This is a genomic window from Silvibacterium bohemicum (assembly GCF_001006305.1).
In the GTDB taxonomy this organism is placed as follows: Bacteria; Acidobacteriota; Terriglobia; order Terriglobales; family Acidobacteriaceae; genus Silvibacterium; species Silvibacterium bohemicum.
The window spans coordinates 138864-152168 of sequence record NZ_LBHJ01000004.1; the positions used below are offsets into that span (position 1 = coordinate 138864).

General features: G+C 58.3%; 15 protein-coding genes. 12 read left to right on the forward strand and 3 right to left on the reverse strand.

All coding sequences use genetic code 11. The features are described 5' to 3' along the window. Positions 1 to 18 precede the first annotated feature (18 nt). The 9 genes from XX99_RS11225 (at position 19) to XX99_RS11265 (ending at position 9477) form a co-directional block, all read left to right on the forward strand. A complete protein-coding gene (locus XX99_RS11225; RefSeq protein WP_050059497.1) occupies positions 19 to 1143 on the forward strand; it encodes a VWA domain-containing protein in 1125 nt (374 codons plus the stop codon). 66 nt (positions 1144 to 1209) lie between these two features. Then, positions 1210 to 1437 carry an AbrB/MazE/SpoVT family DNA-binding domain-containing protein gene (locus XX99_RS11230; RefSeq protein ID WP_050059498.1) on the forward strand — a complete coding sequence of 76 codons (228 nt, stop codon included), beginning with the start codon at positions 1210 to 1212 and terminating at the stop codon, positions 1435 to 1437. After that, the gene (locus XX99_RS11235; RefSeq protein ID WP_050059499.1) at positions 1437 to 1829 is read left to right on the forward strand and encodes a type II toxin-antitoxin system death-on-curing family toxin; all 393 of its coding nucleotides are present in this window, start codon (positions 1437 to 1439) and stop codon (positions 1827 to 1829) included. Before XX99_RS11230 ends, XX99_RS11235 begins: the two co-directional genes overlap by 1 nt. 133 nt (positions 1830 to 1962) lie before the next feature. After that, entirely contained in the window at positions 1963 to 3264 is a 1302-nt protein-coding gene (murA, locus tag XX99_RS11240) for a UDP-N-acetylglucosamine 1-carboxyvinyltransferase (RefSeq protein WP_050059500.1), read from the forward strand. Positions 3265 to 3389: 125 nt separating this feature from the next. Then, a complete protein-coding gene (locus XX99_RS11245) occupies positions 3390 to 3884 on the forward strand; it encodes a DinB family protein (protein ID WP_050059501.1) in 495 nt (164 codons plus the stop codon). 240 nt (positions 3885 to 4124) lie between these two features. Next, positions 4125 to 5741, forward strand: a complete 1617-nt coding sequence (locus tag XX99_RS11250; RefSeq protein WP_050059502.1) for a S10 family peptidase — start codon at positions 4125 to 4127, stop codon at positions 5739 to 5741. A gap of 293 nt (positions 5742 to 6034) precedes the next feature. Then, a complete protein-coding gene (locus tag XX99_RS11255; protein ID WP_050059503.1) occupies positions 6035 to 6847 on the forward strand; it encodes a MerR family transcriptional regulator in 813 nt (270 codons plus the stop codon). A gap of 170 nt (positions 6848 to 7017) precedes the next feature. After that, positions 7018 to 8712: an alpha/beta hydrolase-fold protein gene (locus tag XX99_RS11260; RefSeq protein WP_050060087.1), complete on the forward strand. Its 1695-nt coding sequence runs from the start codon at positions 7018 to 7020 to the stop codon at positions 8710 to 8712. A gap of 3 nt (positions 8713 to 8715) precedes the next feature. Then, a complete protein-coding gene (locus XX99_RS11265) occupies positions 8716 to 9477 on the forward strand; it encodes a bestrophin-like domain (RefSeq protein WP_050059504.1) in 762 nt (253 codons plus the stop codon). 182 nt (positions 9478 to 9659) lie between these two features. Here XX99_RS11265 and XX99_RS11275 read toward each other — a convergent pair whose 3' ends face one another. Together XX99_RS11275 and mscL are read right to left on the reverse strand one after the other, a co-directional pair. Continuing rightward, a complete protein-coding gene (locus XX99_RS11275; RefSeq protein ID WP_050059506.1) occupies positions 9660 to 10397 on the reverse strand; it encodes an RNA methyltransferase in 738 nt (245 codons plus the stop codon). Between the two features lie 2 nt (positions 10398 to 10399). Beyond that, a complete protein-coding gene (gene mscL, locus XX99_RS11280; RefSeq protein WP_050059507.1) occupies positions 10400 to 10852 on the reverse strand; it encodes a large conductance mechanosensitive channel protein MscL in 453 nt (150 codons plus the stop codon). Positions 10853 to 11107: 255 nt separating this feature from the next. On the opposite strand from mscL, the gene XX99_RS11285 reads away from it, so the two are divergent. The 3 genes from XX99_RS11285 (at position 11108) to XX99_RS11295 (ending at position 12970) form a co-directional block, all read left to right on the forward strand. Next, positions 11108 to 11812: a CoA transferase subunit A gene (locus tag XX99_RS11285; RefSeq protein ID WP_050059508.1), complete on the forward strand. Its 705-nt coding sequence runs from the start codon at positions 11108 to 11110 to the stop codon at positions 11810 to 11812. Positions 11813 to 11996: 184 nt separating this feature from the next. Further along, positions 11997 to 12461, forward strand: a complete 465-nt coding sequence (locus tag XX99_RS11290) for a MarR family winged helix-turn-helix transcriptional regulator (protein WP_050059509.1) — start codon at positions 11997 to 11999, stop codon at positions 12459 to 12461. Then, complete coding sequence (locus XX99_RS11295) at positions 12458 to 12970, forward strand: SRPBCC family protein (protein WP_050059510.1); 513 nt, start codon at positions 12458 to 12460, stop codon at positions 12968 to 12970. Before XX99_RS11290 ends, XX99_RS11295 begins: the two co-directional genes overlap by 4 nt. Before the next feature lie 3 nt (positions 12971 to 12973). On the opposite strand, the gene XX99_RS27225 is transcribed toward XX99_RS11295, so the two are convergent. Next, positions 12974 to 13219 carry a hypothetical protein gene (locus XX99_RS27225; protein ID WP_156185948.1) on the reverse strand — a complete coding sequence of 82 codons (246 nt, stop codon included), beginning with the start codon at positions 13217 to 13219 and terminating at the stop codon, positions 12974 to 12976. Positions 13220 to 13305: the final 86 nt, after the last annotated feature.

Genomic DNA, 13305 nt, shown 5'->3' on the forward strand with positions numbered 1-13305 from the left:
TCAGGGAGCAGTGTTCCGATGCTGAGCGTCACACCATCCTGCAAGAGGCTTATCGCCGCAGCCGCGCTTGCCGCACTCTCCCGCATTGCCCTGGCTCAGACAGAAGCTCCTGTTCAGCAGGAGACCCCATCTTTCCGCGCCGAGTCCACTCTGGTCCTGGTTCCTACGCTGGTCAAGGACAAGTCAGGAAAGCCGGTATTCACGCTGAAGGCCGACGACTTTACGGTGACCGACAACGGCGTGGAACAGAAGATCGCGTTGGAAGACGATACGGATGCGCAGCCGCTGGCCCTGGTCGTCGCTCTCGAGACCGGTGGCGGGGGCACGCGGCAACTGGATCTCTATCGCAATCTAGAACCGCTCATCGAAGGACTGGTTGGCAATGTGCCGCATACCATCGCGCTGGTTGAGTTCGACAGCGAAGTGCGCCTGCTGCATGGCTTCACGGCCGACTGGAGCGAGGTGACTGCGACTCTGCACTCGCTGTATCCCGGCGATAAGGGCGCGGCCATTCTCGATGGCGTGGACTTCTCGGTCGGTTTGTTGCGGAAGCAGCCGCCCACCTATCGACGCGCCATTCTTCTCCTGAGCGAGACCATCGATCATGGCAGCCAAGCGGGACTGGCGGAGACGGTGCGCAGCATCAGCGATACAAATACGATCATTTACAGCCTGGCCTTCTCCAGCACCAAGAGTGAATTCAAGCGGGAGGCGCCGCGCATCTTGAACGACGACCGTCCCGGACCGCCGCACGGCTGCATGGGCAAAGATCCTGCCGATCCCGATCAGAACAAACTGATTCAGGCGTGGAACTGCCTGGGCCTGCTGGTGCCTCCGCTGAAGGCCGCGCAGCTGGTCGTCAAGCTGGGCATGGACGGGCTCAAGAGCAATGCGCCGGAAAGCATTTCGCGACTCACCGGCGGCGAATACTACAAGTTCAACAACGATCACAGCCTGGAAAGAGGGCTGGTGACCATCTCCAATCACGTTCCGAATCGGTATGTATTGAGCTTTCGTCCGCAGTCGCCTGTGCCGGGTCCGCACGTGCTCGATGTACGGCTGAAAGAATATCCGGATTTGGAGATTACGGCTCGGAAGACCTATTGGGTGGATAGTGGCGATTCGGGGGATTCGAGTCAGTGAGCGAGGCATCTCAGTTATAATGAATGTTATAATTTCAAAAGATCGAGGAAGTCAGCGGAGGGTCTTATGAGCTATAGCGTGAAGGTAACCACGGTCGGCAGCTCCGCCGGTATAGTGCTGCCGAAAGAGCTGCTCACCAAGCTGAATATTCAGAAGGGTGACACTCTTCATGTCACGGAGACGCCTACCGGTTTGCAGCTCTCACCCTATGATGAGCAGTTTGCCAAGACAATGGAGGCGGCGCAGGACATCATGCGGCGTTACCGCGATACTCTTCGCAAATTGGCGCAATAATGCTTTACTGGCTCACCCTTCGCGAAGTACTTGCCATTCACGATCTCCAGCTCACCCACCATGGTGGAGCTTCGGGAATTCGTGACATGGGGCTGCTTGAGTCCGCGATGGCGCGCGCCCAAAACATCGCGGCGTATGCGGAAGTAGCTCCAGCGCTCGCCGTGCTGGCCGCGGCTTATGGCTCAGGCATCGTCCGGAATCACCCGTTCGTAGACGGCAACAAGCGCACGGGCCTGATGGCTGCCTTTGTGTTTATCGAGCGGAATGGCAGCCGAGTGATCGCCAGCCAGGAGGAAGCGTATTTCGTCTTCCATGATCTGGCGGCCGGGAAGCTCTCCGAAGGTAGTCTGGCGCAGTGGCTGGACGCGAATACCGAGCCCGCTCCACGCTAGCGATCAAGGCCTTTCAGCCCCAGACGCCGAGCCCGCCTCAAACTAGCCACTGCCACGCATTTTTTCGCACCCTCTTCGCGTTTACACTTATCATCTGAGCGTGCGATTTCGACGTGCCACCTCACAGGATGTTATGGATAAATTTGTCATTCGCGGCGGCAATCCGCTGCTCGGAACTATTCGCGTCAGCGGAGCGAAGAACTCTGCCCTTCCCTGCATGGCTGCGGCCATCCTTACCGAAGACGAGGTTGTCCTCGAGAACATTCCGCAGGTGCAGGATATCGAGACTGAGCGCAAGCTGCTGGTCTCCATGGGCGCCGAGGTCGAGCTTGGCTATGGACGCGCACAGCATCGCACCAGCATCAGCTGCCGTGTGCTCTCCGATCCTGTGGCCAAGTACGAGATCGTCAAGACCATGCGCGCTTCCTCTCTTGTGCTGGGACCGCTAGTTGCCCGTACCGGTCTGGCGCGCGTGGCCATGCCTGGCGGCTGCGCCATCGGCGGGCGCCCCATCGACCTCCACATCAAAGGGCTGGAGACTATGGGCGCGACCATCGGCTACGAGCATGGATATATCGAGGCACGCGCCGAGCGCTTAAAGGGCGCGCACATTAACTTCGATAAGATCACCGTGACCGGCACCGAAGACCTGCTGATGGCCGCCGTGCTTGCCGAGGGTGAGACGATCATGGAGAACTGCGCGCGCGAGCCCGAGGTTACCGACCTGGCCGCGCTGCTCATCGCCATGGGCGCGAAGATCGAGGGTGCGGGAACTTCCGTCATCAAGGTGCAAGGTGTGGACAAGCTGCACGGCGCGAAGCATCGCATCAACCCAGACCGCATCGAAGCGGGAACTTTTCTGGTAGCGGGCGCGATCACGGGCGGCGATCTGAACGTGGCCAACTGCAATCCCGCTCACCTGGGCGCGTTGATTGCCAAGCTTGAAGAGTGCGGCGTGCGCATCGACATCACCAGCAAGGATTCGATCCGCGTGCGCAGCGAAGGCAATCTCAAGGGCGCCGACATGTCCACGGAAGAGTATCCCGGCTTCCCCACCGACATGCAGGCGCAGTACATGGCGCTGACCACACAGGTCGAGGGGACTTCAGTGGTCGTGGAGAATATTTTCGAGAACCGGTTCATGCATGTGCAGGAGCTGGTGCGCATGGGCGCCAACATCAAAGTGGATGGCCGGACGGCGACCATTCGCGGCAAATCTCCGCTCTCGGCAGCGGCTGTGATGTGCTCCGATCTGCGCGCTTCGGCATCGCTGGTGCTTGCGGCGATGGTCGCTGACGGGGAATCGATTCTCGACCGTGTTTATCACATGGACCGCGGTTATGAGCACATCGAAGAGAAGCTGCGCGGCGTTGGCGCTCAGATACGGCGCATGGGCAACGTCTTCGGCAGCAAGGCAGAACACGCGGCCGATTGAGGAATCCGCCGGTTACGACGCGATAAAAGTATCGTTACCGGCGATCCGTGATCTAGTAATCCTTCATTGCCATAGCCCCGCCATCCGGCATCCCACTGTTTGTGAGCCAAGATCCGGAGCAGAACATGGGAGAACCCACCAACATGGAAGATGCCATCTTGCGTAATCAACTAGTCGAGTTTCTGCGCGGAGGAAGTGCACACGCAGATCTGGATACTTGTCTCGACCAGATGCCTCCCGAACTTTATGGCAGCAAACCGGCGGGGACACAGCACAGCACCTGGGAGCTGCTCGAGCACCTTCGCTTCACGGTGCGCGACTTGCTCGCCTTTTGCACCGACTCTCATTACATCGCACCGAAATGGCCGGATGACTACTGGCCCGAGCGCGAAGCTCCTGCGTCTTCGGCGGAATGGGATAAATCGGTAAAGGCGATCAAGGCAGACATGTCGGAGTTCGAAAAACTGGTGCAGAATCCGGCTACGAACCTGTACGCTAAAATCCCCTGGGGCGAAGGCCAGACGGTGCTGCGCGAGGTGCTTTTAGCAGGCGATCACAACAGCTATCATCTCGGCCAAATTGCCATGCTTCGCAAGCAGCTTGGGGCATGGAAAGGGTAATCTCGCGGGTCCATTTCAGGCGCTATTGATCGAAGTTCGCGAAAGCCCCACATCTGAAAATCCAGATGTGGGGCACCCGGTCGAGCGCTGGCCCTCATCCTTCCATAGATCCTCATCTCTCCATCTGCATCCCCATCCCTCAGTGTCCGAATCTGGGCACCGTTCTTCTCGCTTTATACTCGGCATACGGTTTGCGCAGGCCCATGAGGCTTGAGGCGCAACCTCCGAGGACGAACCCTGATGCATAAATCTGCTCCTTTGCTTGCTGCTTTCATGGCAGCCGCCCTAACCACATCTGTATTCGCCGCAGACGACACGGCCAAGGCCGCAACGCCAACGATCGCTGCCGACTCCACTACCGACGGATCTGTCACCGTGGGTGGACAGAAGATCGCCTATCAGGCGGTCGCAGGAACCATTACCGTCGGCGCGACCGAAGATGCTGATGCCCAATTAGGCCCCGATGGCAATCCTCAGCCGGGTACGGATGCCGCATTGGCTGCTGCCTCCGACAAGGATTCCAAGGACAAGCCCCCGGTCGCGCGCATGTTTTATGTGGCGTACTTCAAGAAGGACGTGACGAAGACGGAAGACCGGCCCATCACCTTTCTGTATAACGGCGGTCCGGGCAGTTCGACGGTATGGCTGCACATGGGATCGCTGGGTCCGAAGCATGTGGTCACTTCGAGCGACCAGCATCTGGCCGGCGCGCCATACAAGCTGGTGGACAACACTGACAGCCTGCTCGACACCAGCGATCTGGTGTTCATCGACATGCCGGGCACGGGCTTCGGACGGCTGGTGGGCAAGGATAAGGAGAAGGCGTTCTGGGGCATCGACGAAGATGGCCACGCCTTCGCGAGATTCATCGCTCGATTCATCACCAAATACAACCGCTGGAACTCGCCCAAATATCTCTTCGGAGAAAGCTACGGTACAACGCGGTCATCGGTGGTATCGAATATTCTCGAGAACGAGAAAAGCATCGACCTGAATGGCGTAATTCTGCTGTCGCAGATCTTCAATTTTGGAGCGGACATCGATGCTTCGCGCCTGAATCCGGGGATTGACCTGCCCTTCGAAACCGGCCTGCCGACTTATGCGGCGACGGCTTGGTATCACCATAAGCTGCCCAATCAGCCTGCGGCGCTGGAGCCTTTCCTCAAGGAAGTGGAAGAGTACGCCTTCGGCGAATACGCTCATGCGCTGGCGCTCGGAACCGATCTTTCGGCCAGCGAGAAGCAGCAGGTGGCAGAGAAGCTGCACGAGTACACAGGACTTTCGGTAGCCTATCTGCTCAAGGCCGACTTGCGCGTAAGCGGCGGCGGGTTCACCAAGAACCTGCAGGATGACGAGGGCCTGACCACCGGGCGTCTCGACACTCGCTATTCCGGGCCTTCGCTCGATCCTTTGAGCTCGGAGTCAGAGTACGATCCGCAGAGCTCGGCGATCTCGTCGGCCTATGTCGCGCTCTTCAACGACTACGTGCGCCGCGACCTGAAGTATGGCGAAGGACAAACGTATCTGCCCGAAGCACAGTTCGATGGACACGAATGGGACTTCAAACACGCCGGCAATCCTATCTCGGTTAACGTGAGCGCGGATCTGGCAACAGCGATGAAGACCAATCCCCGGCTGAAGGTGATGGTCAACGGCGGATACTATGACCTCGCCACACCGTTCTATGCCGCGTATTACGAGGACAAGCACCTGCCCATTCCGCAGAGCCTGGCCTCGAACATCGAGTTCGATTGGTATGAATCGGGACACATGGTTTATGTGAAGGATGATTCGCTGAAGCAGCTGCACGATCGGGTCTCGACCTTTATCCGCAGTACGGAAGGCGGGAACAAGTAGGCTGAAACCCAGCAACTCAGAAACGAGAGGATGGGCGTCCATCGGTTGCGCCTTCGGCGCTATATCTGCGGTCGTAATGGCGATCTTGGAATCCCACATCTCAACATCGAGATGTGGGGCCCAGTTCGTCGAGATTCTTCCTCCCTTCGGTCGACAGAATGACGTGCAGAGGTTACGGCGTCAGAATTTCGGTTCAAATCTTAATATCTTCGTGGGACGGGCTTTGGCTCGTCCCCATTTATTTTTAAAAAAAGCTTGACCCTCCCGTTGCTGGAGACTCTACAAAGGTATCCATGCTGAAGATCGGCGACTTCTCGACGCTGGCGCAGGTATCGATCAAGACGCTGCGTTTCTATGACCAGATGGGGCTGCTGCTGCCGGCGAGCATCGATTCCAATAGCGGCTACCGCTACTATTCCGCGGATCAGCTTTCCCGGCTTCACCGCATTCTCGCGCTCAAGGACTTCGGCTTCACGCTGGAGCAGATTGGGCAGGCACTGGATGCGGGCGTAACAGGCGAGCAGATGCGCGGCATGCTGCTACTGCGAAAGACAGAGCAGGAGCAGCGGGTCGAAGAGGAACTCGAACGTCTCGGCAGACTGAACAGCCGCATCCGGCTGATCGAACAGGAGGCAAGTATGGCGAATGAGGTGATTCTCAAGACGGCACCGAAACAGTGGATTGCTTCGGTGCGCGAGACAATTTCCGCTTACAACACGATAGGCCCGCTCTATCTCAAGCTCTCGGCTGCGCTGGGGCCGGCGATGGCAGCGTGTCAGTTCGGCGTAGCACTCTGGCATGATCCGGAGTTCAAGGAAAGCGATGTGGATGCCGAAGCCGGTTTCTACTTCAAAGAAAACGTGCCGGCAGCGGACGGCGTAAGCGTGTACGAGTTGCCGGAGACGACGGTCGCATCGGCGATGCACAATGGCTCGTATCAGCGGCTCCCTGAGGCGTATGACGGGCTGTTGCGCTGGGTTGCGGAGAATGGATACTCCGTGGCGGGACCGATCCGCGAGTTGTACCTCAAGATATCGATGCCGGTGCGTCAGGATGATGAGTCGTATGTGACGGAGATTCAGGTTCCGGTACGCAAGAGCGCTTGAGGGTCAGGGGATCTCACATCTCAGAGTCGAGATGTGGGGTTCCCGGTTTTGATGATTGCCCCACATCCAACTGACACGCCTTTTCACCTAGATAGACACGTAACATCCTGCTCCGCTCTCGACCGCACATCGATTACACTCCCTCCATGCTCAAGATTCGCTGTGTATCGATGATCTTTCTTGCGACGCTGTTCTCTGGCTTATGCGCTGCGGCGCAGAGCTTCTCGGTTACCTTTCCGTCGGCGCTGAGCGCGCAGCCGCTTGATGGGCGCGTGCTGCTGGTGCTTTCGACTGACGATTCCGATGAGCCGCGCAACCAGATCAACGACACACCGAAGACTCAGATGGTCTTCGGTGTCACGGTTGATGGATGGAAGCCGGGCCAGCCGGTGACAGTGGACGAAAATGCCTTCGGATATCCGGTGCGGAGCTTGAAGGATGTGCCGCCCGGCGAGTACACGGTGCAGGCCGTGCTCAACAAATACGAGACCTTTCATCGCGCCGACGGCAAGGTCATCAAGCTGCACATGGATCAGGGAGAGGGACAGCACTGGAATATCTCGCCGGGCAATCTGATGAGCAAGCCGGCGAAGATCACGCTGAAGGCCGGCGGCGCGGCGATTGCTATTTCACTTGATAAAGAGATTCCGCCGATTCCCAAGGCGAAGGATACGAAGTATATCCGCCACATCAAGATTCAGAGCGCGGTGCTGACCAAGTTCTGGGGGCGGCCGATGTTTCTTTCCGCGATCGTGCTGGTGCCGGCGGGATTCGACGAACATGCCGATGCGCACTTTCCGCTGATCATCTTTCACGATCACTTTGTGGATGGCTTTGACGACTTCCGCACCGAGCCACCCGATCCGAACCTCAAGCCTGTTTACAGCGACCGCTTTCATTTGGCCGGATACAACCGCATTCAGCAGGAAGAGGCGTACAAGTTCTATCAGCAATGGATCAGCCCGAAGTTTCCGCGTGTGTTGATCGTGAAGATCCAGCATGCGAACCCTTATTACGACGACTCTTACGCGGTGGATTCCGCCAATGTGGGACCGTACGGCGAGGCCATCGAGACGGAGCTGATTCCGGCCATCGAGAAGCAGTTTCGCGGCCTGGGTACAGGCTGGTCGCGCTTCGTTTATGGAGGATCGACGGGCGGGTGGGAGTCGCTCGCTGTGCAGATCTTCTATCCGGACCACTACAACGGCAGCTTCGCGGCCTGCCCAGACCCCATCGACTTTCATGAGTACACCAACATCGATCTCTACGACGATAAAAACGCATTCTATCTATACGGCGCGCATAAGCAGGTAGAGCAGCCATCGATGCGCGACTACTTAGGGCATACCTTTATCACCACCAAACAGATCAACGAATATGAGCTGGCTCTGGGCGATCACGGCCGGTCGGGGGAGCAGTTCGATATCTGGCAGGCGGTGTATGGGCCTGTGGGCAAGGATGGATATCCGCAGCCGATCTTCAACAAGGAGACGGGCGAGATCGATCACAATGTCGCGGAATACTGGCGTCAACATTATGATCTCGAGCACATTCTCGAGACTAACTGGGCAACGCTAGGACCGAAGCTGCAGGGCAAGATTCACATCTACGTCGGCAGCGACGATACGTACTTTCTGAATAATGCGGTGTATCGCATGGAAGACTTCCTGAAGAGCACCACCAATCCTCCGTACGACGGTGAAGTCACCTATGGGCCGCGTGCCGAGCATTGCTGGAACGGCGATCCTACATTGCCCAATGCTTATTCGCGACTGCATTACAACACCATGTATCTGCCCAAGATTCTCGATCGCATCGAGAAGACGGCTCCGGCCGGAGCCGATTTGACCAGCTGGAGATATTAGCGGATGACGGTCTTCGTGCTGCTCACGCTCTTCCTCATGGCGCTGCTGCTGGCCGGCATAGAGACCGGTCGGCGCATCCGTCTGCGCCAGCGGGAGGAACAAACGAGCAGCGGTCTCAGCGTAATCGACGGCGCGATCTTCGGGCTGTTGGGACTGTTGCTGGCGTTTGCGTTCTCCGGAGCGGATGCGCGCTTCGAGGCGCGACGACAGTTGATCGTGCAGGAGACCAACGCCATCGGTACGGCGTGGCTCCGCGTTGATCTGCTGCCTGCTGCAGCACAGCCGAAGCTGCGTCAGGATTTTCGCCAGTATGTGGATGATCGCATCGCCTTTTATCGCGATTTGAATGACGATCCGGGGAAGGCGGCGAGGGATTTTTCGGAGTCGAATGCTCTGCAGATGAAGATATGGTCGGAATCAATTGCGGCTGCCCGGCAGGATTCGAACCCGGCGGTGCTTTCGCTGGTGCTGTCGTCGCTCAACGACATGATCGACATCACCACCACGCGGTCCGTCGCTCTGCAGACCCACCCGCCGCTGCCGATTTACATCCTGCTTTTCGTTCTCGCCCTGGCCAGTTCGCTGGTAGCCGGATTCGGCATGGGCGACCAGAACAAGCGTCCCTGGCTGCACGTGATCGTTTACGCAGTGGCGCTTACCATCACCATCTACACGATTCTTGATCTCGAATTTCCGAGAGTTGGGATCATTCGCATCGACCGCTACGATAAGACGCTCGTCAATCAGCGTGACAGCATGAAGTGAAACGCCTGGGCGGCGAGATTGATAACGAACCTTTGCAATGCGAGCGGGCGTTCCCTCAGCGGCTGAAGCCGCACCCTTTTGCTCGATTTACACACGACCTGAAGGCCGTACCCTCCCAAGACTATGACTTTGTCAGCAACCCCACCTAAAAAGGCGAGACTGAGCATATTCCGAAAGCGGGGTTAATCCCTGGCGCCCGCTCTTCGCATCTTGGCGAACATGCCGGTGAGCGTCTCCGCGTCGGACGAGTTCAGGTTCAGCCGCCGCACCAGACGGCGTACCTTTTCCTCGGTTGCTATTTCTGTGCCGGGCTTGGTGTAGCCGCTGACAGCCAATGCCACAAGCAAGGATTGAGCCATACGATCCAGCTCTTCGGCATGCGCGGGTGCAGGTGACTCAAGGCGCGGCTCGCTCCTCGGCGTGACATCGGTCCGAATGAGTTCATAGAGGCAAACGGCGACTGCCTGGCCGAGGTTCATCGAATCGTGCTCGGTGCGAGTGGGGATACGCATAAGCCAATGGCAGTAGCTGAGGTCGTCATTGGAGAGGCCGCGCTTCTCCGATCCGAAGAGGAGTGCCACGCGCTGGTCAGCAAGGTGGGTGCGAATCGGTCCTGCGCCTTGCTCTAACCGCTTTACCGGCTGCTCGACCTGCCGCGATCCGACCGCGGCGGTGCCAACAACGAGGGAGCAGTCGGCTACCGCCTCCGCTACAGTCGAAAACATCTCGGCATCCCTCAGTAGACCGGGCGCGCCCACCGCTGACCGCGCTTCGCGGAATGCCAAGTCAAAGGGCTGTACGACACGCAGGCGCAAAAAGCCGAAATTGCTCATGGCGCGCGCGGCCGCTCCGATGTTCAGAGGATTGCGCGTAGCTACCAGTACCACGCGCAGACGGTCGAGCTGATCGGGGGCGGCCAAAATCAGACGGCGAGAACCGGCTGAGCGCAGTGCGAGCAGCGCTTGGCTTCGATCGGGATATCGCTGAGGCACTCGGGGCAGGGGCGCGTCTTGGGCGGCTCGGCCTTCGCGGGATGGAACTTCTTCAGCAGGGTATTGAGCGGCAAGACCACAAGAAAGTATACCGACGCGGCCACCAGCAGGAAGGAGATGGCGTTGTTGAGAAAGTTGCCGTACTTGATCTCGGCGCAGGCATTCGTCGCCTTTGGATCATTGGTTGCGACGCAGCCGTAGCTGTGGATGGTCATTACCAGATAAGAGAAGTTCGGCTTTTTGATGATCGCTGCGATCAGCGGGTTGATGATATCGCCAACAATGGAGTTGACGATGCTGGTGAACGCCGCGCCGATGACGACAGCGACGGCCAGATCGACGACATTGCCCCGGAGAATGAAATCGCGAAATCCTTTTAACATTGCTACGCTCCTCGGTTCCGATCAGTAGTGACGATCATTCTTGGATGCTGATTTGGATGCTGGTTATGAAGTGTCCAGCCCGCAGCCATCCTATCGCAGTCCGCGTTCTCATTGAAGATTTTCGCCCATCTTCCGGCTTGGGTTTGATCGGACGGGATGAGTGGGTCGAGACGAGTTGGCGTTCCTCCAATGCCCTCGCGTATTCTTCCCGGTACGCGTAGTCGAGACTTTTCGTGGTATCGAAGGGAGCTTACGTTGAAGAAGGTCTATCCCAGCGCCGAAGCGGCGGTCGTAGACATACCGGACGGCGCCACCATCATGGTTGGGGGCTTCGGGCTTAGCGGCATCCCCGAGAATCTCATCGCCGCGCTGGTAGAGCGGGGAGTCAAGAACCTGCACACCATCAGCAATAACATGGGCATCGACCACTTCGGAATAGGCCGCATGCTGGAGACGGGCATGGTGGTCTCCCACATGGGCAGCTATGTAGGCGAAAACAAGTTGCTCGAACAGAGGGTCATCAAGGGAGAGCTCGATCTCACGCTCGTTCCTCAGGGCACTCTGGCTGAACGCATTCGCGCCGGTGGCGCGGGTATTCCGGCCTTTTACACGCCGGCCGGCGTTGGCACCCTGGTTGCAGAAGGCAAGGAGACGCGCATCTTCGATGGCAAGCCTTATCTGCTGGAAAGCTGGCTGCGCGCAGACTTCGCGCTGATCAAGGCATGGAAGGGCGACACGGCAGGCAACCTCGTCTATCGCAAGACCGCGCGCAATTTCAATCCCATGATGGCCACCGCCGCGCGCATCACCATCGCCGAAGTCGAAGAGCTGGTCGAACCCGGGGAGATCGATCCGGATCACGTCGTCACGCCCGGGATCTATGTGAAGCGCATCCTCCAAGGCGAGCGCTACGAGAAGCGCATCGAGCGGCGCACGGTGCGGCGGCCTGCGGCTATCTAGATCTCAATTTGCGGATAGTGCATCGGTCTCCCACCCTTCACGATAGTGCAGTGAAGGATGGGCACCCAACTTAGGGTGAAGCGACCGAAGGAAGCGAAGATACACGCGCCACCGGTGCGCACGCCAGGACGGCCAGTCCTTTTTTGGTTTGACGAATCAAACCATCGCGAGCATGCTTTCGCCTATGTTGGATTTGCAAGTCAGACGCCTTCAGCAGGCTTATCCCGCGATCTTTCTCGCGTGCCATCGCAAACATGTGCGCGAGGATGGCGGCGGCAACACGGTTACGGAGCGGCAGGCCAGCGTGCTCGATCATCTGGACGAGAAGCAGCCGACAACGCTTTCTAAGCTGGCCGAGCACATGGGTGTAAGCCGCTCGACGATGAGCATCACGGTTTCGCGGCTGGTACGCGGCGGTTATGTGGCGCGCAGGAAAGATGCACTGGACACGCGCTCGGTTGCGCTCACGCTTACGCGGGCCGGGGTGCGGGTACGCGAGGAGAATGCGCTGCTGCATCCGGAGCTGGTGCGGCAGATTCTGCGCAGGATGCGCGCAGAAGAGATGGAGGGCGCGTTACACGGTATCGAGAGCCTGGCGAAATATGCGCGCATCGTGCTGCGCGAGCGAAAGAAGGAACAAAAAAGATGAAGATTCTGATGATTATCATCGCGGCGCTGGTGCTATTGATCCTGATCGTTGTCGTGACCGGCGCGCTGCTTCCGAAACGCCATGTGAGCTCGCGAAGCGCTCACTTCAACGCCAGCGCTGAGCAGCTTTTCACACTGATTGCCGGGTCGCAGACATGGCGGCCCGACGTTGCAAAGTGCGAGGATGTGCCCGACAGCAGCGGCCGTCATCTGCAACGCGAGACCAGCCGGCGCGGAGAGAAAATAACGTACGAACTGCTGGCCATCGATCCGCCGCACTCCATCCAGCGCAAGATTGCGACTCCGAATCTTCCTTACTCCGGTAGCTGGAGCTTCATTCTGAGTCCAACTTCGAATGGAACCGAGGTGCGCATCACGGAAGATGGAGAGATCTACAATCCCATCTTTCGCTTTGTCACTCGCTTCATCATGGGAGAGACGGCGACGCTCGATGCTTACCTGCGCGCGATGGGCAAAGCCACTGGGCAGGATGTGACGCCGAAGGACTGAGCTTCACTTCGCGGGATGAAATCGCTGCTGGATCGTATCGCAGATATCCCGGTAGCGTCGTACGTAGCGGAAATCAAAAAAAAGCGTAGTCGCGGCGATCAGCAGGCATACGGCGAGGAACCAGCGCTGGGAGCGCTCCTTGTGCCTGGCCATCTGGCGAAAGCAGATCGACATCAGAAATGCGGCGATGGTTGCAAGGACGGTCAGGGGAGCCAGATGATTGCAATCGACTCCTCCTACCTGCCGCATATACCAGGCGGAGGCGGCAGCGGCGAGGAGGCACAGGATTGCCGTGCTGAATAGACGAAAAGGAAAACCAGGACGATTCAGTGCTG

Excerpts from the sequence above, each read along its gene's own strand:
- XX99_RS11265 (WP_050059504.1), top strand. The coding sequence starts at position 8,716 with ATGACGGTCTTCGTGCTGCTCACGCTCTTCCTCATGGCGCTGCTGCTG.
- XX99_RS11225 (WP_050059497.1), top strand. The coding sequence starts at position 19 with ATGCTGAGCGTCACACCATCCTGCAAGAGGCTTATCGCCGCAGCCGCG.
- mscL (WP_050059507.1), bottom strand. The coding sequence starts at position 10,852 with ATGTTAAAAGGATTTCGCGATTTCATTCTCCGGGGCAATGTCGTCGAT.
- XX99_RS11245 (WP_050059501.1), top strand. The coding sequence starts at position 3,390 with ATGGGAGAACCCACCAACATGGAAGATGCCATCTTGCGTAATCAACTA.
- XX99_RS11235 (WP_050059499.1), top strand. The coding sequence starts at position 1,437 with ATGCTTTACTGGCTCACCCTTCGCGAAGTACTTGCCATTCACGATCTC.
- murA (WP_050059500.1), top strand. The coding sequence starts at position 1,963 with ATGGATAAATTTGTCATTCGCGGCGGCAATCCGCTGCTCGGAACTATT.
- XX99_RS11250 (WP_050059502.1), top strand. The coding sequence starts at position 4,125 with ATGCATAAATCTGCTCCTTTGCTTGCTGCTTTCATGGCAGCCGCCCTA.
- XX99_RS11290 (WP_050059509.1), top strand. The coding sequence starts at position 11,997 with ATGTTGGATTTGCAAGTCAGACGCCTTCAGCAGGCTTATCCCGCGATC.
- XX99_RS11255 (WP_050059503.1), top strand. The coding sequence starts at position 6,035 with ATGCTGAAGATCGGCGACTTCTCGACGCTGGCGCAGGTATCGATCAAG.
- XX99_RS11295 (WP_050059510.1), top strand. The coding sequence starts at position 12,458 with ATGAAGATTCTGATGATTATCATCGCGGCGCTGGTGCTATTGATCCTG.
- XX99_RS27225 (WP_156185948.1), bottom strand. The coding sequence starts at position 13,219 with ATGCGGCAGGTAGGAGGAGTCGATTGCAATCATCTGGCTCCCCTGACC.
- XX99_RS11230 (WP_050059498.1), top strand. The coding sequence starts at position 1,210 with ATGAGCTATAGCGTGAAGGTAACCACGGTCGGCAGCTCCGCCGGTATA.
- XX99_RS11260 (WP_050060087.1), top strand. The coding sequence starts at position 7,018 with ATGATCTTTCTTGCGACGCTGTTCTCTGGCTTATGCGCTGCGGCGCAG.